Origin of the sequence: Pseudomonas brassicacearum (genome assembly GCF_003732225.1) — a bacterium.
Lineage (GTDB): Bacteria > Pseudomonadota > Gammaproteobacteria > Pseudomonadales > Pseudomonadaceae > Aquipseudomonas > Aquipseudomonas brassicacearum_E.
Window position 1 is genome coordinate 92,111 of sequence record NZ_MOBJ01000010.1, and the last position, 23,009, is coordinate 115,119.

22 protein-coding genes are annotated in these 23,009 nt (G+C 59.6%); 13 read left to right on the plus strand and 9 right to left on the minus strand.

The features are described 5' to 3' along the window. Position 1: 1 nt before the first annotated feature. On the minus strand, positions 2-1,210 hold the full coding sequence (coaBC, locus tag BK659_RS17030; protein WP_123426177.1) for a bifunctional phosphopantothenoylcysteine decarboxylase/phosphopantothenate--cysteine ligase CoaBC: 1,209 nt from the start codon (positions 1,208-1,210) through the stop codon (positions 2-4). Positions 1,211-1,344: 134 nt separating this feature from the next. Between coaBC and radC the strand changes: the two genes are divergently transcribed. Further along, entirely contained in the window at positions 1,345-2,019 is a 675-nt protein-coding gene (radC, locus tag BK659_RS17035) for a RadC family protein (RefSeq protein WP_123426178.1), read from the plus strand. A 135-nt stretch (positions 2,020-2,154) separates the two neighbouring features. Here radC and BK659_RS17040 read toward each other — a convergent pair whose 3' ends face one another. Further along, entirely contained in the window at positions 2,155-3,741 is a 1,587-nt protein-coding gene (locus tag BK659_RS17040; RefSeq protein WP_123426179.1) for an ABC transporter substrate-binding protein, read from the minus strand. 446 nt (positions 3,742-4,187) lie between these two features. Between BK659_RS17040 and rpmB the strand changes: the two genes are divergently transcribed. Together rpmB and rpmG are read left to right on the plus strand one after the other, a co-directional pair. Next, the gene (gene rpmB, locus BK659_RS17045; protein ID WP_007894701.1) at positions 4,188-4,421 is read left to right on the plus strand and encodes a 50S ribosomal protein L28; all 234 of its coding nucleotides are present in this window, start codon (positions 4,188-4,190) and stop codon (positions 4,419-4,421) included. 11 nt (positions 4,422-4,432) lie between these two features. Beyond that, positions 4,433-4,588: a 50S ribosomal protein L33 gene (gene rpmG / locus BK659_RS17050; RefSeq protein WP_007894709.1), complete on the plus strand. Its 156-nt coding sequence runs from the start codon at positions 4,433-4,435 to the stop codon at positions 4,586-4,588. A gap of 192 nt (positions 4,589-4,780) precedes the next feature. Here rpmG and BK659_RS17055 read toward each other — a convergent pair whose 3' ends face one another. Continuing rightward, complete coding sequence (locus BK659_RS17055) at positions 4,781-4,993, minus strand: hypothetical protein (protein WP_123426180.1); 213 nt, start codon at positions 4,991-4,993, stop codon at positions 4,781-4,783. 197 nt (positions 4,994-5,190) lie between these two features. After that, positions 5,191-5,553 (minus strand): cupin domain-containing protein, encoded by a 363-nt coding sequence (locus tag BK659_RS17060; protein ID WP_123426181.1) that lies wholly within the window; start codon positions 5,551-5,553, stop codon positions 5,191-5,193. A gap of 235 nt (positions 5,554-5,788) precedes the next feature. On the opposite strand from BK659_RS17060, the gene BK659_RS17065 reads away from it, so the two are divergent. Beyond that, a complete protein-coding gene (locus BK659_RS17065; protein WP_123426182.1) occupies positions 5,789-7,282 on the plus strand; it encodes an aldehyde dehydrogenase in 1,494 nt (497 codons plus the stop codon). Between the two features lie 220 nt (positions 7,283-7,502). Here the strand turns inward: BK659_RS17065 and BK659_RS17075 are convergent, their stop codons facing one another. Further along, positions 7,503-8,945: an aminotransferase-like domain-containing protein gene (locus tag BK659_RS17075; protein ID WP_123426183.1), complete on the minus strand. Its 1,443-nt coding sequence runs from the start codon at positions 8,943-8,945 to the stop codon at positions 7,503-7,505. 178 nt (positions 8,946-9,123) lie between these two features. On the opposite strand from BK659_RS17075, the gene BK659_RS17080 reads away from it, so the two are divergent. After that, positions 9,124-9,369 (plus strand): DUF1127 domain-containing protein, encoded by a 246-nt coding sequence (locus BK659_RS17080; RefSeq protein ID WP_123426184.1) that lies wholly within the window; start codon positions 9,124-9,126, stop codon positions 9,367-9,369. A gap of 123 nt (positions 9,370-9,492) precedes the next feature. Here BK659_RS17080 and BK659_RS17085 read toward each other — a convergent pair whose 3' ends face one another. Then, positions 9,493-10,806, minus strand: a complete 1,314-nt coding sequence (locus BK659_RS17085) for an NAD(P)/FAD-dependent oxidoreductase (protein ID WP_123426185.1) — start codon at positions 10,804-10,806, stop codon at positions 9,493-9,495. A 149-nt stretch (positions 10,807-10,955) separates the two neighbouring features. On the opposite strand from BK659_RS17085, the gene BK659_RS17090 reads away from it, so the two are divergent. After that, on the plus strand, positions 10,956-11,309 hold the full coding sequence (locus BK659_RS17090; RefSeq protein ID WP_007947437.1) for a YkgJ family cysteine cluster protein: 354 nt from the start codon (positions 10,956-10,958) through the stop codon (positions 11,307-11,309). 163 nt (positions 11,310-11,472) lie between these two features. Here BK659_RS17090 and BK659_RS17095 read toward each other — a convergent pair whose 3' ends face one another. Beyond that, a complete protein-coding gene (locus BK659_RS17095; RefSeq protein ID WP_123426186.1) occupies positions 11,473-11,961 on the minus strand; it encodes an Lrp/AsnC ligand binding domain-containing protein in 489 nt (162 codons plus the stop codon). A 156-nt stretch (positions 11,962-12,117) separates the two neighbouring features. Here BK659_RS17095 and dadA point away from each other — a divergent pair, with 156 nt between their 5' ends. From dadA to BK659_RS17125, 6 genes are all read left to right on the plus strand, one after another. Next, positions 12,118-13,422, plus strand: a complete 1,305-nt coding sequence (gene dadA / locus BK659_RS17100) for a D-amino acid dehydrogenase (protein ID WP_123426327.1) — start codon at positions 12,118-12,120, stop codon at positions 13,420-13,422. Continuing rightward, entirely contained in the window at positions 13,394-13,747 is a 354-nt protein-coding gene (locus tag BK659_RS17105) for a RidA family protein (RefSeq protein ID WP_123426187.1), read from the plus strand. The genes dadA and BK659_RS17105 overlap by 29 nt, the downstream gene beginning before the upstream one ends. 102 nt (positions 13,748-13,849) lie before the next feature. Next, positions 13,850-14,923, plus strand: coding sequence for an alanine racemase (gene alr / locus BK659_RS17110; RefSeq protein ID WP_123426188.1), 1,074 nt, complete (start codon positions 13,850-13,852; stop codon positions 14,921-14,923). A gap of 128 nt (positions 14,924-15,051) precedes the next feature. Further along, positions 15,052-15,600 carry a cupin domain-containing protein gene (locus BK659_RS17115; protein ID WP_019694258.1) on the plus strand — a complete coding sequence of 183 codons (549 nt, stop codon included), beginning with the start codon at positions 15,052-15,054 and terminating at the stop codon, positions 15,598-15,600. 182 nt (positions 15,601-15,782) lie between these two features. After that, the gene (locus BK659_RS17120; RefSeq protein WP_019694257.1) at positions 15,783-16,199 is read left to right on the plus strand and encodes a c-type cytochrome; all 417 of its coding nucleotides are present in this window, start codon (positions 15,783-15,785) and stop codon (positions 16,197-16,199) included. A gap of 134 nt (positions 16,200-16,333) precedes the next feature. Then, positions 16,334-18,256: an acetyl-CoA hydrolase/transferase C-terminal domain-containing protein gene (locus BK659_RS17125; protein WP_123426189.1), complete on the plus strand. Its 1,923-nt coding sequence runs from the start codon at positions 16,334-16,336 to the stop codon at positions 18,254-18,256. Between the two features lie 129 nt (positions 18,257-18,385). Here BK659_RS17125 and BK659_RS17130 read toward each other — a convergent pair whose 3' ends face one another. Both BK659_RS17130 and rep read right to left on the minus strand, forming a co-directional pair. Next, positions 18,386-18,958, minus strand: coding sequence for a xanthine phosphoribosyltransferase (locus BK659_RS17130; protein ID WP_123426190.1), 573 nt, complete (start codon positions 18,956-18,958; stop codon positions 18,386-18,388). A 73-nt stretch (positions 18,959-19,031) separates the two neighbouring features. Continuing rightward, complete coding sequence (gene rep / locus BK659_RS17135) at positions 19,032-21,041, minus strand: DNA helicase Rep (RefSeq protein WP_123426191.1); 2,010 nt, start codon at positions 21,039-21,041, stop codon at positions 19,032-19,034. Between the two features lie 264 nt (positions 21,042-21,305). On the opposite strand from rep, the gene BK659_RS17140 reads away from it, so the two are divergent. Further along, positions 21,306-22,976, plus strand: coding sequence for a putative bifunctional diguanylate cyclase/phosphodiesterase (locus BK659_RS17140; protein WP_123426192.1), 1,671 nt, complete (start codon positions 21,306-21,308; stop codon positions 22,974-22,976). Positions 22,977-23,009: the final 33 nt, after the last annotated feature.

Here is a 23,009-nt window from a genome sequence, read left to right on the forward strand (position 1 = left end):
GTTAAACCTGGTTCAGACGTTCGGCGATAAAAGTGATCAGCTGACGGGCGATTTTGCCCTTGCTGGTCTGGGCGAAGAGCGTTGCGTGCAACTCACGGTCGATCACGCTGCAAGCGTTTTCCTCGCTGTTGAAGCCAATGCTCGGGTTGGCGACGTCGTTGGCGACGATCAGGTCGAGGTTTTTGTCTTTCAGTTTGCGTGCAGCGTAGTCGAGCAGGTGTTCGGTTTCGGCGGCGAAACCGACACTGAACGGACGGTCGGGGCGAGTGGCAATGGTCGCCAGAATGTCTGGGTTACGGACCATTTGCAGCAACAAGCCGTCGCCGTTCGTAGGGTCTTTCTTGAGTTTTTGTGGGGCGACGACTTCCGGGCGATAGTCCGCGACCGCAGCAGAAGCGATGAACAGGTCGCAAGGGATCGCGGCTTCGCAGGCGGCGAGCATGTCGCGGGCACTGACTACGTCGATCCGGGTGACGCGATCCGGGGTCGGCAGGTGCACGGGGCCGGTGATCAAAGTCACCCGGGCGCCGGCTTCGACCGCGGCTTCGGCCAGGGCAAAGCCCATTTTCCCGGAGCTGTGGTTGGTGATGTAGCGCACCGGGTCGATGTTTTCCTGGGTCGGACCGGCCGTGATCAGCACGTGCTTGCCAGTCAGCGCCTGGCGCTGGAAGCAATCGGCGGTGCACTGCGCCAGATCGTTGGCTTCGAGCATGCGGCCCATGCCGACGTCGCCGCAGGCCTGGCTGCCGGATGCCGGGCCGAAGACCTTGAAGCCACGGCTTTCGAGCAGTTGGGTGTTGGCCTGGGTGGCCGGGTCGCGCCACATGGCCTGGTTCATTGCCGGGGCCAGCGCGACGGTTGCGTCGGTGGCCAGCACCAGGGTGGTCAGCAGGTCGTTGGCGATGCCTTGGGCCAGGCGCGCGATCAGGTCGGCGGTGGCTGGGGCGATCAGCACCAGATCAGCCCACTTGGCCAGTTCGATGTGGCCCATCGCGGCTTCGGCCGCCGGGTCCAGCAGGTCCAGGTGAACCGGGTGCCCGGAGAGTGCCTGCATGGTCAGCGGGGTGATGAACTCGCTGCCGCCGCGGGTCATGACCACGCGCACTTCGGCGCCCTGGTCGATGAGTCGGCGAACCAGCTCGGCGCTCTTGTAGGCGGCAATGCCACCGCCGACGCCGAGAACGATGCGTTTCCGATACAGCCGCTGCATAGGCCTGCCTTTCAATTCATTGATGACTACGTGGCGAAACCCCCTCCCCAGGGATAAATCGCCCGCAAAAAAGATGAACTACGATATCACAGCGACCGCTACGGAACAGCGGCGCCCACACACATGGAGGTGCTATGAGCATTCGCGATTGGCCGGCGGCGGAGCGCCCGCGGGAGAAGTTACTGGAGCAGGGTTCGGCGAGTCTTTCGGATGCCGAATTGCTGGCCATCTTTCTGCGCACCGGGGTGACCGGCAAAAGCGCGGTAGATCTGGCGCGACACCTGTTGCATCAATTCGGCAGCCTGCGCACGTTGCTGGAGGCGGACCAGCAGACATTCGCCAGTCAGCTTGGGCTGGGGCCGGCGAAGTTCGCCCAGTTGCAAGCCGTGCTGGAGATGGCGCGGCGGCATCTGGCGGAACGCTTGCGTCGCGATTCGGTGCTCAAAAGCCCGATCGAAGTGCGCAATTACCTGAAGGCGATGTTGCGCCATGAGCCGCATGAGGTGTTCGGCTGTCTGTTTCTGGACTCCCGGCATCGGGTGCTGGCGTTCGAGATACTGTTTCGCGGCTCGATCGACAGCGCTAGCGTCTACCCGCGTCAGGTGGTCAAGCGTGCCCTGGCGCACAACGCCGCGGCGCTGATCCTCTGCCACAACCATCCGTCAGGGAGTACCGAGCCGAGTCAGGCGGATCGAGCGCTGACCAAGCGCCTGCAAGAGGCGCTGGATTTGATCGATGTGCGGGTACTCGACCATTTCATCGTCGGCGACGGCGATCCGCTATCGATGGCCGAGTACGGGTGGATGTGAGCGGGGTAGCGGCGCCAGGTAAATCCATGTGGGAGCGAGCTTGCTCGCGATAGCGGTTTGACATTCAACAATGATGTTGGCTGAAAGTCCGTCATCGCGAGCAAGCTCGCTCCCACAGGTTTTGCGGTGACGCTATTACTTGAAACTGACTTTGGAATAGTCCTGGCGGCCGAATGGGCTGACCTGGTAGCCCTGAACTTCCTTGCGCGTCAGTGCGTAGGCGGTCGGGTGCGCCAGTGGTAGCCACAGTGCCTGTTGCTGGATCTGCGCCTGGGCCTGTTCGTAGAGCTTGCTGCGCACGCCTTGTTCGGTGGTGGTCTTGCCGGCGCTGATGACCTTGTCCAGGCCCTGGTCGCAGTAGCGGGCGAAGTTGGTCCCGGACTTGACTGCCGCGCAGGAGAACTGCGGCGTGAGGAAGTTATCGGGGTCGCCGTTGTCGCCGGCCCAGCCCATGAACAGCAGATCGTGTTCGCCGGCCTTGGCGCGGCGGATCAGCTCGCCCCATTCAATCACGCGGATTTCCGCCTGAATCCCGACTTCAGCCAGGTCAGCCTGCAGCAGCTGGGCGCCAAGGCTTGGGTTTGGATTGAGCAGGCTGCCGGAAGGGCGGGTCCAGATTGTGGTTTTAAAGCCTTCCTTGAGCCCGACCTTGGCCAGCAGTGCGCGAGCCTTGGCGGTGTCTTTTGGATAGCCTGGCAGGTCCTTGGCGTAGCTCCAGGTGGTGGGCGGGTACGGACCGTTGGCGGCTTGCGCGGTGTCTTCGAAAACGGCCTTGAGGTAGCTGGCCTTGTCGAAGGCGAGGTTGATCGCCTGGCGCACTTCGGGTTTATCCAGCGGCGGATGCTGACTGTTGATGGCCACGAACGCGGTCATGAACGCCGGTGTGCTCTCGATCTTCAGGGTCGGTTCCTGGGCGGCGGCCTGCACGTCCAGTGGTTTGGGCGACAGGGCGATCTGGCACTCGTTGCGCCGTAGTTTTTGCAAGCGCACGTTGGCGTCCGGAGTGATGGCGAACACCAGGCTGTCCACCGCCGGTTTGCCGGCAAAATAATCGCGGTTGGCCTTGTAGCGAATCGACGCATCTTTCTGGAAGCGCCCGAAGATGAACGGGCCGCTGCCGATTGGCTGGCTGTTGAGCTTCTCGGGTGTGCCGGCCTTGAGCAACTGGTCGGCATACTCCGCCGAGTAGATCGAGGCAAAACCCATGGTCAGGGTGGCAAGGAAGGTCGAGTCGGGGTGGTCCAGGGTGAAACGCACGGTCAGCGGATCCAGCGCATCGATCTTCTTGATCAGCGCGGGCAACTGCATCGATTGAGCGTGCGGGAAGCCGCTTTGGGCAACCTGGTGCCACGGGTGGGCCGGGTCGAGCATACGGTCGAAGCTGAACTTCACGTCTTCTGCACTCAGGTCGCGAGTGGGGCTGAAGTACTCGGTGTGGTGAAATTTTACCTGCGGGTGCAGTTTGAAGACGTAAGTCAGGCCGTCGGTCGAGACTTCCCAGCTGTCGGCCAGGCTGGCGACCACTTTGCCACTGGCGGTGTCGAAGTCCACCAGGCGGTTCATCAGCACGTCGGCCGAAGCGTTGGTGGTGGTCAGCGAGTTGTATTGAACGACATCGAACCCTTCCGGGCTGGCCTCGGTGCAGACGCTTAAAGCGGCAGCCTGGGCCAATGGGCTCAGCAAAAGTGGGGCGAGCAACAACGGTAGGGCAGCGAGGCGCATGTGTGGATTCCTGTGCAGATCGAAGGCCCATCTGCGAGTGCAGTCTGGAAAAGGCCTACCCTAGTGGGCTCTTTTACAAATGACTATCCCCTTTTTCATTTTAAGGGGACTATGTGCGATTGTTTTCGGTGAGTGCTGCCCGAGGAAACCCTGGATTGGCCTGTTGGCCGATTCTCTGCGACGAGCGGTCGCCATCGACGACAGCCTTTGTCCAAGGCGCTCGGAGCCAGAAAATCAGGGGTTTTGTTAATTCAATGCACACCGATTGTTGTTGCTCTCTAGTCTTTCTGGTATAAAGCAGCGCTCTTTTCTAGGGGCCCGGTTCCTTCGTTTGTAGGTGTAGCCGGTAAGACCCCTAAAGAAACGCGGCGCCTGGCGCCAAATGACTGAGAGATTAAGCGGCCAACCCATGCCGGGTTGGGCATGTGGTTTTAGAGGGCTGAGGCATGTCGAGAGTCTGTCAAGTTACCGGTAAGGGTCCGGTGACTGGGAATAACATTTCCCACGCAAACAACAAAACCCGTCGTCGTTTCCTGCCGAACCTGCAGCATCACCGCTTCTGGGTTGAAGAAGAGAAACGTTTCGTGCGTCTGCGCGTATCTGCCAAAGGCATGCGTATCATCGACAAGCGTGGCATCACTGTCGTGCTGGCCGAAATCCGCAAAGCTGGCAAGATCTAAGGGAGCTAATCATGCGTGAATTGATTCGTTTGATTTCGAGCGCCGGTACTGGTCACTTCTACACTACCGACAAGAACAAGCGCACTACTCCGGACAAAATCGAGATCAAGAAATTTGATCCGGTTGTTCGCAAGCACGTGATCTACAAAGAAGGCAAAATCAAGTAATTGATTTTTCCCTCTTGAGAAAAAGGCCCGTATCGCAAGATACGGGCCTTTTTTGTTGTGCCTGCCGGGCGGGCCGACTTGTCGGTTTGCAATGCAAAACGCCCGATGCAGGGCATCGGGCGTTTCGCGTTGCTAAGTGCGTTGAGCTGCATCAGCCTGTTTCAAGGCCATGCGCTCCTGTCATGGGATCAATCAGTTCCCCATGGCCGCGCTGGTGATGATTTCATTTTCAACCAGCAGATTGATGCGTTGAGGGTCGTAGTCCTTGGTCATGATGAAGCCGATACCAATCGGTCGCACGTGCAGGCCGGTTTTATCGGCCAATTCTGCGCGCAGAGCCTCGGAGTATTGTTTGCCTACGTACTCGTTTGCGGTTTCCAGGTGTTGATCCAGTTCGTGAGTCATTTGTAGCTTCCTTGCGATAAGTTTTTGATTGAGCCTGTTTGCTCTCGCCTTCCTTCATGGAGGGAGTGGAAAAATTCTGGAGGAACTTCAGTTATTTAGCATCCTCTGGAGTGTGTCCCGATATTTGCCCATATTGAGTGGCGCAATAAAAAGCCCGTCTCGCTGGACGGGCTCAAAGTGTGCTCAAGAGGCCGTTTTCAGGGCTGTTGCTCAAACGCCACGTAGATCTTGCGGCACGGTTCCAGCACTTCCCAGGTTCCTCTGAAACCTGCCGGGATTACAAAACGATCTCCCGCTCGGAGTGTCTTCGCGTTTCCGTTTCCGTCACGCAGAACGGAAACACCCTGCACGATTTCGCAGTATTCGTGTTCGGTGAAGTTCACCATCCATTGCCCGACTTCACCTTCCCACACGCCGGCGTTCAGCTGGCCGCACGGGCTGTTGTAGTGGTTGTAGACGGTTTGCTCGGGGTCGCCTTTGAGGATCTTTGTAGCGTCCGGGCGGTAGCGCTCGGCGGGTGTGGTGGCCTGGCTGAAGTCGACGATGTCCTGGATGCTCATTCTTGTAATCCCCCGTGATTGCGGCGCGAGTGGCTGAAAAGCAAAGTCTATGTTTATTAAAATGAACATCGCAAGGCCGTTTACCGGTCTTATGTCAAATATATTGAAACATGAGGGGTCGCTGGTTTAGGGTGGCAGTTGCCTTGGGCCGATTTGAAGGCTGGCCGGGCAGAATTCCTGTAGGTGCCTGCGTAGCTCGCGTGGCGCTCGTATTCAATAAGAGGAGGACACTCGTATGACCACCCTGACTCGTACTGACTGGGAACAACGCGCCCGCGATCTGAAAATCGAAGGCCGTGCCTACATCAATGGCGAATACACCGATGCCGTCTCCGGCGCGACCTTTGAATGCATCAGCCCTGTCGATGGCCGTCTGCTGGGCGAGATTGCCAGCTGTGACGCCGCCGACGCCCAGCGCGCCGTAGAAAACGCCCGCAGCACCTTCAGCTCGGGCGTCTGGTCGCGTCTGGCACCGGCCAAGCGCAAGGCCACCATGATTCGTTTCGCCGGCCTGCTCAAGCAGCACGCCGAAGAGCTGGCGCTGCTTGAAACCCTGGACATGGGCAAGCCGATCAGCGACTCCCTGTACATCGACGTTCCGGGCGCGGCGCAAGCGCTGAGCTGGAGCGGTGAAGCCATCGACAAGATCTACGACGAAGTGGCCGCTACCCCGCACGACCAACTGGGTCTGGTGACCCGTGAGCCAGTGGGTGTGGTTGGCGCTATCGTGCCGTGGAACTTCCCGCTGATGATGGCGTGCTGGAAGCTCGGCCCGGCGCTCTCCACCGGTAACTCGGTGATCCTCAAGCCGTCTGAAAAATCCCCGCTGACCGCCATCCGCATCGCGGCACTGGCCGTTGAAGCCGGTATCCCGAAAGGCGTGCTGAACGTGCTGCCAGGCTACGGTCACACCGTTGGCAAGGCGCTGGCCCTGCACATGGATGTCGACACGCTGGTGTTCACCGGCTCGACCAAAATCGCCAAGCAACTGATGATTTATTCCGGCGAATCGAACATGAAACGTGTCTGGCTCGAAGCCGGCGGCAAGAGCCCGAACATCGTGTTTGCCGATGCGCCGGACCTGCAAGCGGCGGCCGAATCGGCTGCCAGTGCCATCGCGTTCAACCAGGGCGAAGTGTGTACCGCAGGTTCCCGTCTGCTGGTCGAGCGCTCGATCAAGGACACGTTCCTGCCGCTGGTGATCGAAGCCCTGAAAGCCTGGAAGCCGGGCAATCCGCTGGATCCGGCCACCAACGTCGGGGCGCTGGTCGACACGCAGCAGATGAACACCGTGCTGTCCTACATCGAATCCGGTCACACCGATGGCGCCAAACTGGTGGCTGGCGGTAAGCGCATCCTCCAGGAAACCGGTGGCACCTACGTTGAACCGACGATTTTCGACGGCGTGAGCAACGCGATGAAGATCGCCCAGGAAGAGATTTTTGGCCCGGTACTGTCGGTTATCACCTTCGACAGCGTCGAGGAAGCGATTCAGATCGCCAACGATACGCCATATGGCCTGGCCGCTGCAGTCTGGACCTCGGATATCTCCAAGGGCCACCTGACCGCCAAGGCCTTGCGCGCCGGTAGCGTGTGGGTCAATCAGTACGATGGCGGCGATATGACCGCACCGTTTGGTGGTTTCAAACAGTCGGGCAACGGTCGCGACAAGTCGCTGCACGCGTTCGACAAGTACACCGAGCTGAAGGCGACCTGGATCAAGCTGTAAATTGTTACGGGCCCCGGTCGCATCTGGGGCTCAAGACAACGTAGAACCCTTGTGGGAGCGAGCTTGCTCGCGATAGCGGTATGACAGTCGACGTTAATGTTGAATGTTGGTCCGTCATCGCGAGCAAGCTCGCTCCCACAGTGCTTTGTGCTGTGCCTGAAAAATAATTATCCACAGAAGCGTGGAAATGCGTTGGGCGACTTGTTTCGCCGTGTTGGCGTCATTTGTCCCATTCAGCACTGTCGTTGTGCTCGGCCAGCAGCTTGATCGCCGCCGCGCCAACCTTGCGTACAGCCTCTTCAATCTGCGGTGTCGGTTTGGCCGAGTAGTTCATGCGCAGGCAATTGCGGTATTTGCCCGAGGCGGAAAAAATGCTGCCGACGGCAATCTGTACGCCGTGGTCGTTCAGCGCACGATTCAGTTTCAAGGTATCGAAACCTTCCGGCAGTTCGACCCAAAGCATGAAGCTGCCTTGCGGGCGGCTGGCGCGGGTGCCGGCGGGAAAGTAGCGGCTGACCCAGTCGAGCATCAGGTCGCGATTACGCTGGTATTGCGTGCGCATCCGCCGCAAATGTGGCTCGAAGTGACCGCCTTTGAGAAAATCGGCGATGGCGATTTGTGGTTGCGGCGCCGTGGAGCCGGTGCTGATGTATTTCATGTGCAACACCCGCTCCAGATACCGTCCCGGCGCGACCCAGCCGATGCGCAGCCCCGGCGCCAGGGTTTTCGAAAACGAGCTGCAGAGCAGGACGCGACCGTCTTCGTCGAAGGATTTGATCGTGCGGGGGCGCGGGTAGGTGTAGGCCAGTTCGCCATACACATCGTCTTCGATGATTGCCACGTCGAAGCGCTGTGCCAGGGTCAGCAGCGCCCGTTTGCGCGCCTCCGGCATGATGTAGCCCAGTGGATTGTTGCAGTTGGGGGTCAACTGTATGGCTTTGATCGGCCACTGTTCCAGGGCCAGTTCCAGCGCATCGAGGCTGATCCCGGTAATCGGGTCGGTGGGAATCTCCAGGGCTTTCATTCCCAGCCCTTTGAGGGTCTGCATGGCGCCGTGAAAGCTCGGTGAGTCGACGGCAACGATGTCGCCCGGTTCGCAGATCGCGCGAATGCTGGTGGACAGCGCTTCGTGGCAACCGGTGGTGATCACCAGGTCGTTGGCGCTCAGCTGACAGCCGGAATCGAGCATCAATCGGGCAATTTGTTCGCGCAGCTCGAGGACGCCGTAGATGTTGTCGTAATACAGGCCGCGCAAGTCCTGCTGCCGGCTGATCCGCGCCAGCCCGCGCAGCAGAGGCTTCATGGTCGGTGTGGTGACGTCTGGCATACCGCGACCGAGTTGCACGACGTCTTTACGCGGGACGGCGCGAATCAGTTCCAGCACCTGATCCCACTGAGAAATATCCACTGGACGCTGGGCCGGGCGGCCAACGACCGGCAACTCCGGTAACTCGCGCCCGACCGGAACGAAGTAACCGGATTTAGGTTTCGGCATCGCCAGCCCGCTGTCTTCCAGCACCCGATAAGCCTGCTGCACCGTGCTCAGACTGACCCCATGCTCGACGCTTAATGCCCGCACCGACGGCAGTCGGTCACCGGGTCGGTAGAAGCCCTGCTCGATGCGTGTGCCGAGCAATTCGGCGAGGTTGACGTAAAGGGTCATGGTGCAGCCTCGGTGAGGAGATTCAGGTAACCAGTACAGATTGAGAAAAAATACAGGATTCAGTCGGTAAAACGGAAAATCTGTATGGGAGTAATACAGCTCTGTTGGATCTGTAACGGTTTCGCTCGCCCGCGCATCATGGAATCTCTGGCTACCCAAGTAAACAGGAGCAATCAAAATGAACGGCTTGAGCGATGTGCGGCTGACGTTACACAGTCAGGAACTGGTGGCAGGGCAGGAGAAGGGCATGCGCGCGGCAAAAAACCGCAATGCCCCGTCCGGTCTCGGTCGCTGGGGTCTGCTCTGGCATCGTCTGCACACGCGCAAGGCCTTGCTTGAGCTGTCGCCTGAGCAGTTGCGCGATGTGGGCTTGAGTCGCGAACAGGCGCGGGAGGAGGGGCTCAAACCCTTCTGGCGGTTGTAACCCGCAATGCGGTCCCCCGTAGGAGCTGCCGCAGGCTGCGATCTTTTGATCTGGGCTGCGTGGTGCTGCGAAAAAGATCGCAGCCTGCGGCAGCTCCTACGGGGGGCGGATTCGGATTAGGGTTCAGACCAGCTCTTTCATTCGATGCCACAACATCCCCAACGCCAACAACGGCGAACGCAGGTACTTCCCGCCGGGGAAGGTAATGTGCGGCACCTTGGCGAACAGGTCGAAACCGCCGCTTTGCTGACCGCTGATGGCTTCGGCCAGCAGTTTGCCGGCCAAGTGAGTGGCGTTCACCCCATGACCGGAATAGGCCTGGGCGTAATACACATTCGGCTGGTCCTTGAGTCGGCCAATCTGCGGCAGGCGGTTGGCGCCGATGCCAATCATCCCGCCCCATTGATAGTCGATCCTCACCCCGGCCAGTTGCGGGAAGACGTTGAGCATCTTCGGTCGCATATACGCGGCGATGTCCGACGGATCACGGCCGGAATAGTGACAGGCACCGCCGAACAGCAAGCGCCGATCCGCCGAGAGCCGGTAGTAGTCCAGCGCCACTCGCTGATCGCAGACCGCCATGTTCTGCGGCAGCAATGCGTGGGCCTGTGCTTCGCTCAAGGGTTCGGTGGCGATGATGTAACTGCCGGCGGGCAATACTTTGCCGCCGAGCTCGGGGTTCAGGTTGTTGAGGTAGGCGTTGCAGCCCAGCACCAGGGTCTTGGCGCGAACCGAGCCTTGCGCGGTGTGGACCTTGACCTCACTGCCATAGTCGATGCGGATCACCGCCGATTGTTCGAACAGCTTCACGCCCAGTTGCTGCGCTGCCGCTGCTTCGCCCAAGGCCAGGTTCAGCGGGTGCAGGTGCCCGGAACCCATGTCGATCAAACCACCAACGTAGCGGTCGGAGCCGACCACGCTGTGCATTTCATTGGCTTGCAGTAACCGGGTTTCGTAGCGATAGCCGAGGCTGCGCAGTTCGGCCGCGTCTTCGGCAAAACCGTCGAGGTCGCGAGGTTTGTTGGCCAGGTCGCAGTAACCCCAGGTCAGGTCGCAGGCGATCTGAAAACGCTCGATCCGTTGCCGGACGATTTCCACCGCTTCCAGCCCCATCAGCTTCATCTGCCGGACGCCGTCCGCACCGATTACATTGGCGAACTGATCGAGGCCATGACCGACCCCGCGAATCAGTTGCCCGCCATTGCGTCCACTGGCACCCCAGCCAATCTTGTGCGCTTCGAGCAGCACCACACGGAGCCCGCGTTCGGCCAGTTCGATGGCGGTGTTCAGCCCCGAGAACCCGCCACCCACTATGCACACGTCCGCCAGCAGTTCGCCTTTGAGCACCGGATGATCGGGCTGCGGCAGGCTGCTGGCGGCGTAGTAAGACGCGGCGTGCAGATGGCTCGGGACAGGTTGCTGAACACGGGGGTGCATGTGCGTCATCCTGATCTCGTGTGTTGAGTAAATTTTACGGAGCATAAGCCGGACCTTTCGGCCTGGGCAACACTGGTCGGCTGGTGCTGTCTGGAGCGAGGCTTTTAGGGCAAAATCCCATTCCGTTCACTATCCCGGTACGCGCTTCGATGAGCTGCAACAGCCAGAAAATCCGCACTCTTCGACAGCAAATCCCGTCATTCGAGTGTGTGCCCGGCTGCCATGACTGCTGTGGTCCGGTGACCACTTCGCCAGAAGAAATGTCCCGCCTGCCGCGCAAGACCAGGGCTGAGCAGGACGCCGCAATGGATGAACTGAACTGTGTGCACCTGGGGCCCAATGGCTGCACCGTGTATGACGAGCGGCCGTTGATCTGTCGGCTGTTCGGCACCACGAAGACCTTGCCATGCCCCAACGGCCGCGGCCCGGTGGAGTTGATCCATCCACGGGTCGAAAAGCAGATTCATGAATACATGGCCAGCACCCGGCAAGTCCTGGTTTAGAGGTTCCGTTGCTTCAGGTAGACCGAGTCGCTTCAATCGCGAGCAAGCTCGCTCCCACAGTAGATTTTCAGTGGGCACAGTTTTGTGTACGGCAGGACCCCATGTGGGAGCGAGCTTGCTCGCGATGGCGCCCGCTCAGGCAACCATTTCCTCAGAGCTGACTTCAATCCGGAATCGGCAGGCTCAGGCTCTCTTTCACTTCTTCCATCACGATATAGCTCTTGGACTCACGCACGTGGGGCAGCTTGAGCAGGATGTCGCCCAGCAGTTTGCGGTACGAGGCCATCTCGGAAATCCGCGCCTTCACCAGGTAGTCGAAATCCCCTGACACCAGGTGGCATTCCAGTACGTGCGGCAGTTTCAACACGGCGCGCCGGAATTCTTCAAAGGTATCGCCAGACTTGTAGTCGAGGCTGATTTCGACGAACACCAGCAGGCTACCCCTGAGGTGCTGCGGGTTGAGGCGGGCGTTGTAGCCCATGATGATTCCTTCGCGCTCCAGGCGTCGCACCCGCTCAGTACAGGGCGTGGTCGACAACCCGACTTTCTCCCCAAGCTCGGTGAACGAAATCCGCCCGTCTGCTTGCAGAATGCGCAGGATATTACGGTCGATCTTGTCCAGCTCGCGTTTGGTCTGAGTATTGGTCCGCATAGGGGATGCGCCTCCGTAAAAAGCCATTTCGCCGAGAATTGTCGCCAAATATAGGCGCTTATATAGTGAAAAGCACTGGCAATTGTTTTTTACACTGCCCACATCTGTGTTCTGAACAACAAACGTCAGCGGTAAGCCGCGATGAGGGATATGAAAATGCGCGTTCTGGTCTTGGGTAGCGGCGTCATTGGTACCGCCAGTGCCTATTATCTGGCTCGGGCCGGCTTTGAAGTAACGGTCGTCGACCGTCAACCGGCTGCTGCCATGGAAACCAGTTTCGCCAACGCCGGGCAAGTCTCGCCGGGCTATGCCTCGCCGTGGGCCGCGCCGGGCGTGCCGCTCAAAGCCATCAAATGGCTGCTGCAGCGCCACGCACCGCTGGCGATCAAGGCCACCGCTGATATCGACCAATACCTGTGGATGGCGCAGATGCTGCGCAACTGCACCGCCAGCCGTTATGCGGTGAACAAAGAGCGCATGGTCCGCCTGTCCGAGTACAGCCGTGACTGCCTCGATGAACTGCGTGCTGAAACCGGCATTGCCTATGAAGGCCGCAGCCTGGGGACTACTCAACTGTTCCGAACTCAGGCGCAGCTGGATGGCGCGGCAAAAGACATCGCCGTCCTGCAAGAGTCCGGCGTGCCCTTTGAACTGCTCGACCGCGCCGGCATTGCCCGCGTCGAACCAGCGCTGGCCAGTGTTACCGATATCCTCGCCGGCGCCCTGCGCCTGCCGAACGACCAGACTGGCGACTGCCAGATCTTCACCACGCGCCTGGCCGAAATGGCCGTGAAACTGGGCGTGGAATTCCGCTTTGGCCAGGACATTCAGCGCCTCGACTACGCCGGTGACCGGATCAACGGCGTGTGGATCGACGGCAAGCTGGAAACCGCTGACCGTTACGTATTGGCGCTCGGCAGCTACTCGCCGCAGTTGCTCAAGCCGCTGGGCATCAAGGCCCCGGTGTATCCGCTCAAGGGCTACTCGCTGACCGTGCCGATCACCAATCCGGCGATGGCCCCGACGTCGACTATTCTCGATGAAACCTACAAGGTTGCGATTACCCGTTTCGACAACCGCATTCGTGTCGGCGGCATGGCTGAGATCGCCGGTTTTGACCTGTCGCTGAACCCGCGTCGGCGCGAAACGCTGGAGATGATCGTCAACGATCTTTATCCTCAGGGCGGCGACCTGGCCCAGGCGAGTTTCTGGACCGGTCTGCGTCCGACCACGCCGGACGGCACGCCGATTGTCGGCGCCACACCGTTCAAGAACCTGTTCCTGAACACCGGTCACGGCACACTCGGCTGGACGATGGCGTGCGGCTCCGGTCGCTTGCTGGCTGACCTGATGGCGAAGAAAGCGCCGCAGATCAGTGCCGAAGGCCTCGATATTTCCCGTTATGACAAGACCAATCAGGAGTCCGCAAAAAATGTCAATCCAGCGCCAGCTCACCAATGAGCGCATGAGCCAGATCGTTGTCCACAACGGTACCGTGTATCTGGCAGGGCAAGTCGGCGACGATATGAGTGCCGGGATTGAACAGCAGACCCGTGAAACCCTCGCCAACATCGAGCGCTTGCTGGATCTGGCCGGTACCGACAAAACCAGGTTGCTGTCGGTGACGATTTACCTGAAAGACATTGATGCCCATTTCGAGGGTATGAACAGTGTCTGGGACACTTGGCTGCCAAAGAACGTCGCGCCAGCCCGTGCGACGGTTGAAGCCAAACTGTGCGAACCGGAAATCCTGGTTGAGCTGTCGGTAGTGGCTGCTCTGCCGTAGGGTCTGTTTAAGCAAAGATCCCTCTCCCGGCGCTACTGGCGGTTCACGCCACTGGTCAGCGCCGGTTTTTTCTTCCCCATGACCGCCTAGAAGTCTGCCGCCATGCGTCCTGCCCGTGCCCTGATCGATCTTCAAGCCCTGCGTCATAACTACCAACTGGCCCGAGAAGTCTCGGGGGCTCGCGCCCTCGCGGTGATCAAGGCCGATGCCTATGGTCATGGCGCGGTGCGTTGTGCCCAGGCCCTGGAGGCTGAGGCGGACGGTTTTGCCGTAGCCTGCATCGAAGAAGCTTTGGAGCTGCGCGCCGCCGGCATTCGTGCGCCGGTCCTGCTACTCGAAGGCTTTTTCGAAGCCGATGAGCTATCGCTGATCGTTGAGCATGACTTCTGGTGCGTGGTGCATTCGCTGTGGCAGCTCGAAGCCATCGAGAAAGCCGCGTTGAGCAAGCCAATCACGGTCTGGCTCAAGCTTGATTCGGGCATGCACCGGGTCGGCCTGCATCCAGCAGATTATCAGGCGGCCTACCAACGTCTGCTGGCCAGCGGCAAAGTTTCGAAGATCGTGCTGATGAGCCACTTTGCGCGTGCCGATGAGCTGCATAGCAGTAGCGCGGCGGAGCAGGTTGCGGTGTTTGAAGCGGCGCGTCAGGGCTTGTCGGCACAGGTCAGCTTGCGTAACTCGCCAGCGGTGCTGGGCTGGCCGCAGGTGCCGAGCGATTGGGTGCGCCCGGGCATCATGCTCTATGGTGCGACACCTTTTGAAGAAGCCAACGCTGTGGCCGCGCGCTTGCAACCGGTGATGACCCTGGAATCGAAAGTCATCAGCGTGCGCGAATTGCCGGCCGGTGAGCCGGTAGGCTACGGTGCCAAGTTCATCACCCAAAAGCCGATGCGCATCGGCGTGGTCGCTATGGGCTATGCCGACGGTTATCCGCGTCAGGCACCTACCGGCACACCGGTGTTGGTGGCCGGGCAGCGCAGCCAGCTGCTGGGACGAGTGTCGATGGACATGCTCTGTATCGATTTGACCGACGTACCGCAGGCCGGCCTCGGTTCTACCGTCGAATTGTGGGGTAAAAACATCCTGGCCAGCGACGTAGCCATGGCTGCCGGGACCATTCCCTACCAGATATTCTGCAACCTGCGTCGCGTGCCACGGCTCTATTCCGGGAGCTGAGGCTGGCGGTCGATACCAGAAGTCAGCTTTGCTGAACGGGATTCAGACCCAAGTGTTGTAAATACTGAACGCTGTCGCCATGATAACGCTCACTATCCACACAATCTGAATCCTGGGAGGCTAATGCATTGGACGTCGGTGAACGACTGCAATCGATCCGTAAACTGAAAGGTCTATCCCAGCGAGAGCTCGCCAAGCGGGCAGGCGTTACCAATAGCACCATTTCGATGATCGAGAAAAACAGCGTCAGCCCCTCGATCAGTTCGCTGAGGAAGGTACTTGGCGGCATCCCCATGTCCATGGTCGAGTTCTTTTCCGAAGAAATTCTCCAGGAAAAACCGACGCAGATCGTCTACAAAGCCAACGAGCTGATCGATATCTCCGATGGTGCCGTGACCATGAAACTGGTCGGCAAGGCGCATCCGAGCCGTGCTATCGCGTTCCTCAACGAGATCTACCCGCCTGGCGCCGATACCGGTGAAGAGATGCTCACCCATGAGGGCGAGGAAACCGGGATTCTGCTCGAAGGTCGGCTGGAACTGGTGGTCGGGCTTGAAACATTCGTGCTCGAGGCCGGTGACAGCTACTATTTCGAAAGCACCAAACCGCACCGTTTCCGAAATCCGTTCGATGCGCCAGCGCGACTAATCAGCGCAGCAACACCGGCGAATTTCTAAGAAAAGCGGCGTCCGGCAAGGTTTTGCGAGTCGCCCAAGCTGCATTTCGCCACGACTTAATACCCCTTGGACTTTAGGGTTGTTTCAGTGTGGCGGGCTAACCGCTATACTTGCGCCCGCCTGCGAAACCGTGGCCGTGGGCGTGACTAGCCACCATTGAGGGTGTACGCGTGAACCTAATTATGAAAATGCTGGCCGCACCAGCAACCGTATTGGCCCTTTGGGCAGTCAGCGCTCAAGCGTCGACCACTGACGACATCGCCAAGCGCCTTGAGCCCGTCGGCCAGGTCTGTGTACAAGGTCAAGAGTGCAAGGGGATGGAAGTCGCCGCTTCGGTAGGCGGCGGTGCAGCGAAAACCCCCGATGAAATCATTGCCAAACATTGCAATGCTTGCCATGGCACTGGTCTGCTGGGCGCACCGAAAATCGGTGATGCTGCAGACTGGAAAAAACGCGCCGACAAAGAAGGCGGCACTGCTGCTGGCCTGGCGAAAGTAGCGTTGACAGGTCTCAACGCGATGCCGCCAAAAGGCACGTGCAGCGACTGCGAAGTGAAAGACCTTGAAGGCGCCATCCAGAAGATGTCCGGCCTGAAATAAGCCCCCTCTTCAGCGAAAAAGCCGCTTGTTAGCGGCTTTTTTGTGCCTGAGATTTGAGCGCAAGACTGGTCATGACGATCAGGACGCGGCAAGCTCGGACCCACCTCAATTCATGGACAGGTCGGGAGGGTCTGATGGTGCAGTCGGTATCAATCGAACAGGCAGTCGATGACGTGCTCGCACGTTTGCCTGCGCATATTCACCTCGGCCTGCCGCTGGGGCTGGGCAAACCCAACCGTTTCGTCAACGCGCTCTATCAGCGCATTGCCCAACTGCCCGAGCGGCAGTTGACGGTGTACACCGCGTTGAGTCTTGGACGTCCGGAATTGGGCGACGGTTTGCAGCGGCGCTTTCTGGAACCCTTCATCGAGCGAGTGTTTGGCGACTATCCCGAGCTGGATTTTCTCGCTGACCTGCACCGTGACAGCCTCCCGCCGAACATTCGCATCGAACAGTTCTTCATGCAGCCTGGCAGCTTGCTGCACAGCGCCTCGGCGCAGCAGGACTACGTCAGCAGCAACTACAGCCACGCCGCCCGCGACATCAACGCCGCCGGGTTGAACCTGGTGGCGCAATTGGTGGCCCATGACCTGCAGCAGCCTGATCGGCTGAGCCTGAGCTGCAACCCGGACATCACCCTCGACCTGTTGCCGATGATCGCCAAGCGTCGCGCTGCCGGAGAAACCATTCTGCTGCTCGGCCAGGTTCACCGGGATCTGCCGTACATGCCGGGAGACTCGGAAGTCGAGCGCGAGGCGTTCGATCTGCTGATCGACGAGGAGGAGGGCAGCACGCTGTTTTCCACACCGAACATGCCGGTGGGCGTTCAGGATCACTTCATCGGCCTGCACGCCAGTACTCTGGTGCGGGACGGCGGAACCCTGCAAATCGGCATCGGTGCCATGGGCGACGCACTGACCGCCGCGCTTTTGGCCCGGCAGGCGGATAACGACGGTTATCGTGCACTGCTGACGGACCTTGATGCGCATTACTGGACGCCACTGATCAGCCGTGAAGGCGGCGTGGAGCCCTTCGCCAAGGGGCTTTATGGTTGCAGCGAGATGTTCGTCAACGGTCTGCTGGCGTTGTCCGACGCCGGAATCGTGCGGCGTAAGGTTTATCCGAGCGTCGCCCTGCAACAGCAAGCCAATGCCGGCACTCTGGATGAGTCGGCTCAGGTAGGCGGCATCTCGATACACGGCGGATTTTTCCTCGGACCGCGCAGCTTTTATCAGCGGTTGCGGGATTTACCCCACAGCAAGCTCGCAGAATTCGACATGACCGCCATCAGCTACATCAACGAGCTGTACGGTCATGAAGAACTCAAACGCTTGCAGCGTCTGGATGCACGTTTCATCAACAGCGCCTTCACCATGACCTTGCTCGGCGCTGGCGTGGCGGATCAGCTGGAGGACGGGCGGGTGCTCAGCGGTGTCGGCGGGCAATACAACTTCGTCGTCCAGGGCCACGCGCTGGAAGGTGCACGCTCGATTCTGATCCTGCGCAGCTGGCGTGAGTCGGGCGGTGAAGTGAGCTCGAACATGGTCTGGGCGTATGGCCACTGCACGATTCCACGGCACTTGCGCGACATTGTGATCACCGAATATGGCATTGCCGATTTGCGCGGCAAGACCGACGCGAAGGTGATCGAAGCGCTGCTCAACATCAGCGATTCACGCTTCCAGCCAGGCTTGATCGACCTGGCGCAGAAGGCCGGCAAGCTGCCGAAGGATTTTCGCCTCGATCCGCGTTTCACCGACAACAGCCCACAGCGCTTGCAGGCGATTGCCGCACGGCACCCTCGATTGTTTCCGGAGTATCCGTTGGGCAGTGATTTCAGCAGCGAAGAGCGGGATTTGCTGCGGGCGCTGAACTGGCTCAAGAGCAAGTTCAAACTCACCGAGATTCTGGAGCTGGGCAAAGCCGCACTGGATGCGCCGGAGCCGTCGGAGTATCCGGCTCACCTGGAGCGAATGCAGCTGACGAAGCCGGAAGGCTTGAAGGAGGATGTGTATCAGCGGTTGTTGCTGGCAGGCCTGAAGGCCACCGCGCAGTAACAGTTCACACATAACAACTGTGGGAGCGAGCCTGCTCGCGATGACGGCAGTCCATTCAACATCAACGTTGACTGACCCACCGCTATCGCGAGCAGGCTCGCTCCCACAAGGGATAGGCGGTGTGGCGGGTTACTCGATAAAGGTCACGACGCCGCCGGCCAGGGATTTTACCCGGGCCAGGGATTCGACGCGGTAGCCTTGCGAGTCCAGTTCGGCGCGGCCGCCCTGGAACGACTTCTCGATCACGATACCCAGACCTGCCACGGTGGCGCCGGCCTGTTTGATGATCGAGATCAGTGCCTGCGACGCCTTACCGTTGGCCAGGAAGTCGTCGATGATCAGCACGCGGTCGCTGCTGGTCAGGTGACGTGGGGAAATGGCCACAGTGCTTTCGGTCTGCTTGGTGAACGAGTACACCGTCGCCGACAGCAGGTTCTCGGTCAGGGTCAGTGACTGGTGCTTGCGGGCGAAGATCACCGGCACACCCAGGTTCAGACCGGTCATGATCGCCGGCGCAATGCCCGATGCTTCGATGGTGACGATCTTGGTGACGCCCGAGTCCTTGAACAGCGTGGCGAATTCGTCGCCGATCAGCTTCATCAATTGCGGGTCGATCTGGTGGTTCAGAAAGGCGTCGACTTTCAGGACCTGGTCGGAAAGCACGATGCCTTCTTCGCGAATTTTCTTGTGCAGTGCTTCCATGAAGCTTTCCTCTTTTGGCGCCTTGTGCGCCCCTAAGCTCTGTTAAAAGTATTCGGTTAAAAAATAATCGATTCTAGCGCTTTAACATCGCGCGGATATCCGCCAATGCGGTGTTGCCACGCACGGCTTTGACTTCGGTCGGAGTGTCGTCGTTGCCTTCCCAGGCCAGGTCGTCCGGCGGTAACTCATCGAGGAAACGGCTCGGCGAGCAGTCGATGATTTCGCCATATTGTTTGCGCTTGGCAGCAAAGGTGAAGGCCAGGGTCTGACGTGCGCGGGTAATCCCGACGTAGGCCAATCGGCGTTCTTCTTCGATGGTGTCGGCTTCGATACTGGAGCGGTGCGGGAGGATTTCTTCCTCCATGCCCATGATGAACACGTAGGGGAATTCCAGTCCCTTGGAGGCGTGCAAGGTCATCATCTGCACGCCTTCGGCGCCGTCTTCCTCTTCCTGCTGACGTTCGAGCATGTCGCGCAAGACCAGCTTGCCGATCGCGTCTTCGACGGTCATTTCGCCGTCTTCGTCTTTTTCCAGAGTGTTTTTCAGCGCCTCGATCAGGAACCAGACGTTACCCATGCGGTAGTCGGCGGCCTTGTCGCTGGAGCTGTTGGTGCGCAGCCAGTTTTCGTAGTCGATGTCCATGACCATGCTGCGCAGGGCAGAGATCGGGTCTTCGCCGGCGCACTGCTCACGCACGCGGTCCATGAAACGCTTGAAACGCGCCAGACGATCGGTGAAGCGGTTGTCCAGGTGTTCGCCCAGGCCGATTTCATCGGTGGCGGCATACATCGAGATCTTGCGTTCGGTCGCGTAGTTGCCGAGCTTCTCCAGCGTGGTCGAACCGATTTCCCGGCGTGGGACGTTGATCACCCGCAGGAAGGCGTTGTCGTCATCCGGGTTCACGATCAGGCGGAAGTAGGCCATCAGGTCTTTGACTTCCTGGCGTCCGAAAAAGCTGTTGCCACCGGAAAGGCGATAAGGAACCTGGTGATGTTGCAGCTTCAGCTCAATCAGCTTGGCCTGGTAGTTACCGCGATAGAGGATTGCGAAATCGCTGTACGGGCGGTCGGTGCGCAGGTGCAGGCTGAGGATTTCCACGGCCACGCGCTCGGCTTCGGCGTCTTCGTTGCGGCAGCGGATCACGCGGATCTCGTCGCCGTGGCCCATCTCGCTCCACAGCTGTTTTTCAAACTCGTGGGGGTTGTTCGAGATCAGCACGTTGGCGCAGCGCAGGATGCGGCTGGTGGAGCGGTAGTTTTGCTCCAGCATCACCACTTTCAAGGACGGGTAGTCGTCCTTGAGCAGCATCAGGTTTTCCGGACGCGCGCCGCGCCAGGCGTAGATCGACTGGTCGTCGTCGCCGACCACGGTGAACTGGTTGCGCGTGCCGATCAGCAATTTCACCAGCAGGTACTGGCTGGCGTTGGTGTCCTGGTATTCGTCCACCAACAGGTAGCGGACTTTGTTCTGCCACTTTTCGAGGATGTCGGCGTGTTCCTGGAACAGTTTCACCGGTAGCAGGATCAGGTCGTCGAAGTCCACCGCGTTGAACGCCTTGAGCGTGCGCTGATAGTGGGTGTAGACGATGGCGGCGGTCTGTTCCTTGGGGTTGCGCGCGTTTTCCAGGGCTTCGGGCGGCAGGATCAGGTCGTTCTTCCACGCGCCGATCATGTTCTTGATTTCGTCGACGCCGTCGTCGCCCGAGTATTCCTTTTGCATGATGTCGGTCATCAGGGCTTTGACGTCGGCCTCGTCGAAAATCGAGAAACCGGGTTTGTAGCCCAACCGCACATGCTCCTTGCGGATGATGTTCAGCCCAAGGTTGTGGAACGTGCACACCGTCAGGCCGCGCCCTTCGCCACCCTTGAGCAAGGTGCCGACCCGTTCCTTCATCTCGCGCGCGGCCTTGTTGGTAAAGGTCATGGCGACGATGTACTGCGCGCGAATGCCGCAGCTCTGGATCAGGTGGGCGATCTTGCGGGTGATTACACTGGTCTTGCCGGAGCCAGCACCGGCGAGCACCAAAAGAGGGCCGCCGACGTAGCTCACGGCTTCTTGCTGCCGGGGATTGAGTCGGGACATGACGGAAAAGGGAGTCGTTTGCGAAAAGGGCGGGCATTTTAACAGGATGCACAGATTCTGCCCCTCTCTCCGACTTGTGACGTACCACGCTATCTAAATTTGCCGGTTTTGTTACTTTCCCGCAGGATGCGCGCTGAATTGGCGACTAATGTTCAATTCACAGCGGTACAAAAGAGTGTTTGATAATCAATATCATTGGCCGTTGTTTATCTGCGCGTCATAATGCCCGCCGCCAACATCTTTTGCAGAGTCTAGGGAGCTAGCTTGTCTACGCCTGTCGAACCCTTGCGTTTGCTGCTACTGGCCAAAGAGCCAGCGTGGGCAGCGTTGTTACGCGAGTGTCTGGCTCCTATGGGGAGCTCGGCTGTGCTGATCAGTGCACCGACCTGGGAGTCGGTGAGCAGTCTATTTGCTGACAATCGCAGTGCGGTCCTGTTGACCATTCCAGCGCTTCAACCGGAGCCGGGCCGTTGCAGCCTGCCGACGGTACTGTTGCTCGAACATGAACCGTCCACCCCACCGGACGGTGTCAGCGACTGGCTGGTTCGCGATGCACTGGATGTGGATACATTGCGCCGCTGCCTGCGCCATGTGCGCGAGCGCGGCGTGCTCGAAAACACCTTGCAGCGTCTCGCCGAGCAGGACCCGCTGACCGGCATTGCCAATCGCCAGGGGTTTCAGACCCTGCTGGCGGCGCGTCTGGCGGAGAACGACGGCCGTGGCCTGGCGCTCGGGCACCTCGACCTCGACAACTTCCGACACGCCAACGACGCCCTCGGCCACCAGGCCGGTGACCGGTTGATCCTGCAAGTGGTCTCGCGGCTCAAGAGCCAGCTTGAGGCCGGCGATCAACTGGCGCGTCTGGGCAGCGACGAGTTCGCCTTACTCATCGACACCCGCCGCGCACCACAACGCGCCGAGTGGATGGCCGAGCGCATTACCGAAGTCATGGCCGAGCCCTACTGGGTCGACGGCGAAAGCCTGTTGATCGGTTGCAGCCTGGGCATTGCCCACGCCCGCGCACAGGCTGGCGCCGACCCGCTGATGTGGCACGCACACATCGCCATGCAGCAAGCCAAAAGCACTCAGGGCTGCACCTTTCACATTTTCAATGAACGCATCAACCGCAATGCGCGCAGCCTCGCCGATCTTGAAAGCGAACTGCGCCGGGCCTTGCGTCGCGATGAGCTGGAACTGCATTACCAGCCGCGACTGAACCTGGACGATGGGCAGATTGTCGGCCTCGAAGCGCTGGTGCGCTGGCGCCATGGCGAGCGCGGGTTGTTGCCGCCGAGCGAGTTCGTGCCGCTGGCCGAGCAGAGCGGTTTGATCGTGCCGTTGGGGTACTGGGTAATTTCCCGCGCCTTGCGTGACATGCAGGCGTTACGCGAGCGCGGTCTGCCACCATTACACATGGCCGTGAACCTGTCGTTCCGGCAGTTTCAGGACAGTCAGCTACTGTCGACCTTGAGTCGGCTGATTGCCGAGCGTGGCGTCGAAGCGCAGTGGCTGGAATTCGAACTGACGGAAACCGCAGTGATGCGCCGCAGCGATCTGGTCAAACAGACCATGGACGCTTTGGGGCGTCTGGGTGTGCGTTTCTCCCTGGACGACTTCGGTACCGGTTTTTCATCGTTCGTGCACCTCAACAGCCTGCCGATTGCCTTGCTGAAGATCGACAAGAGCTTCGTCGGTGGGATGGAGATGCGGGAGGAAAACCGCAAGCTGGTCCACGCAATGATCAACCTGGCCCACAACCTCAACCTGGAAGTGGTCGCCGAGGGCGTTGAAACCCCTGAACAGCTTGAGCTGCTGCGCGGCTTTGGTTGTGATCAGGTGCAGGGTTACCTGATCAGCAAGCCGTTACCGTTGGCGGAGTTGGTCGAGTACCTGACGTTTGGTTCCAGCCAACAGGCGCTGGAAGTCGTGGTTTAACCCTTTCTACTGACATAGCTAACCCATGTGGGA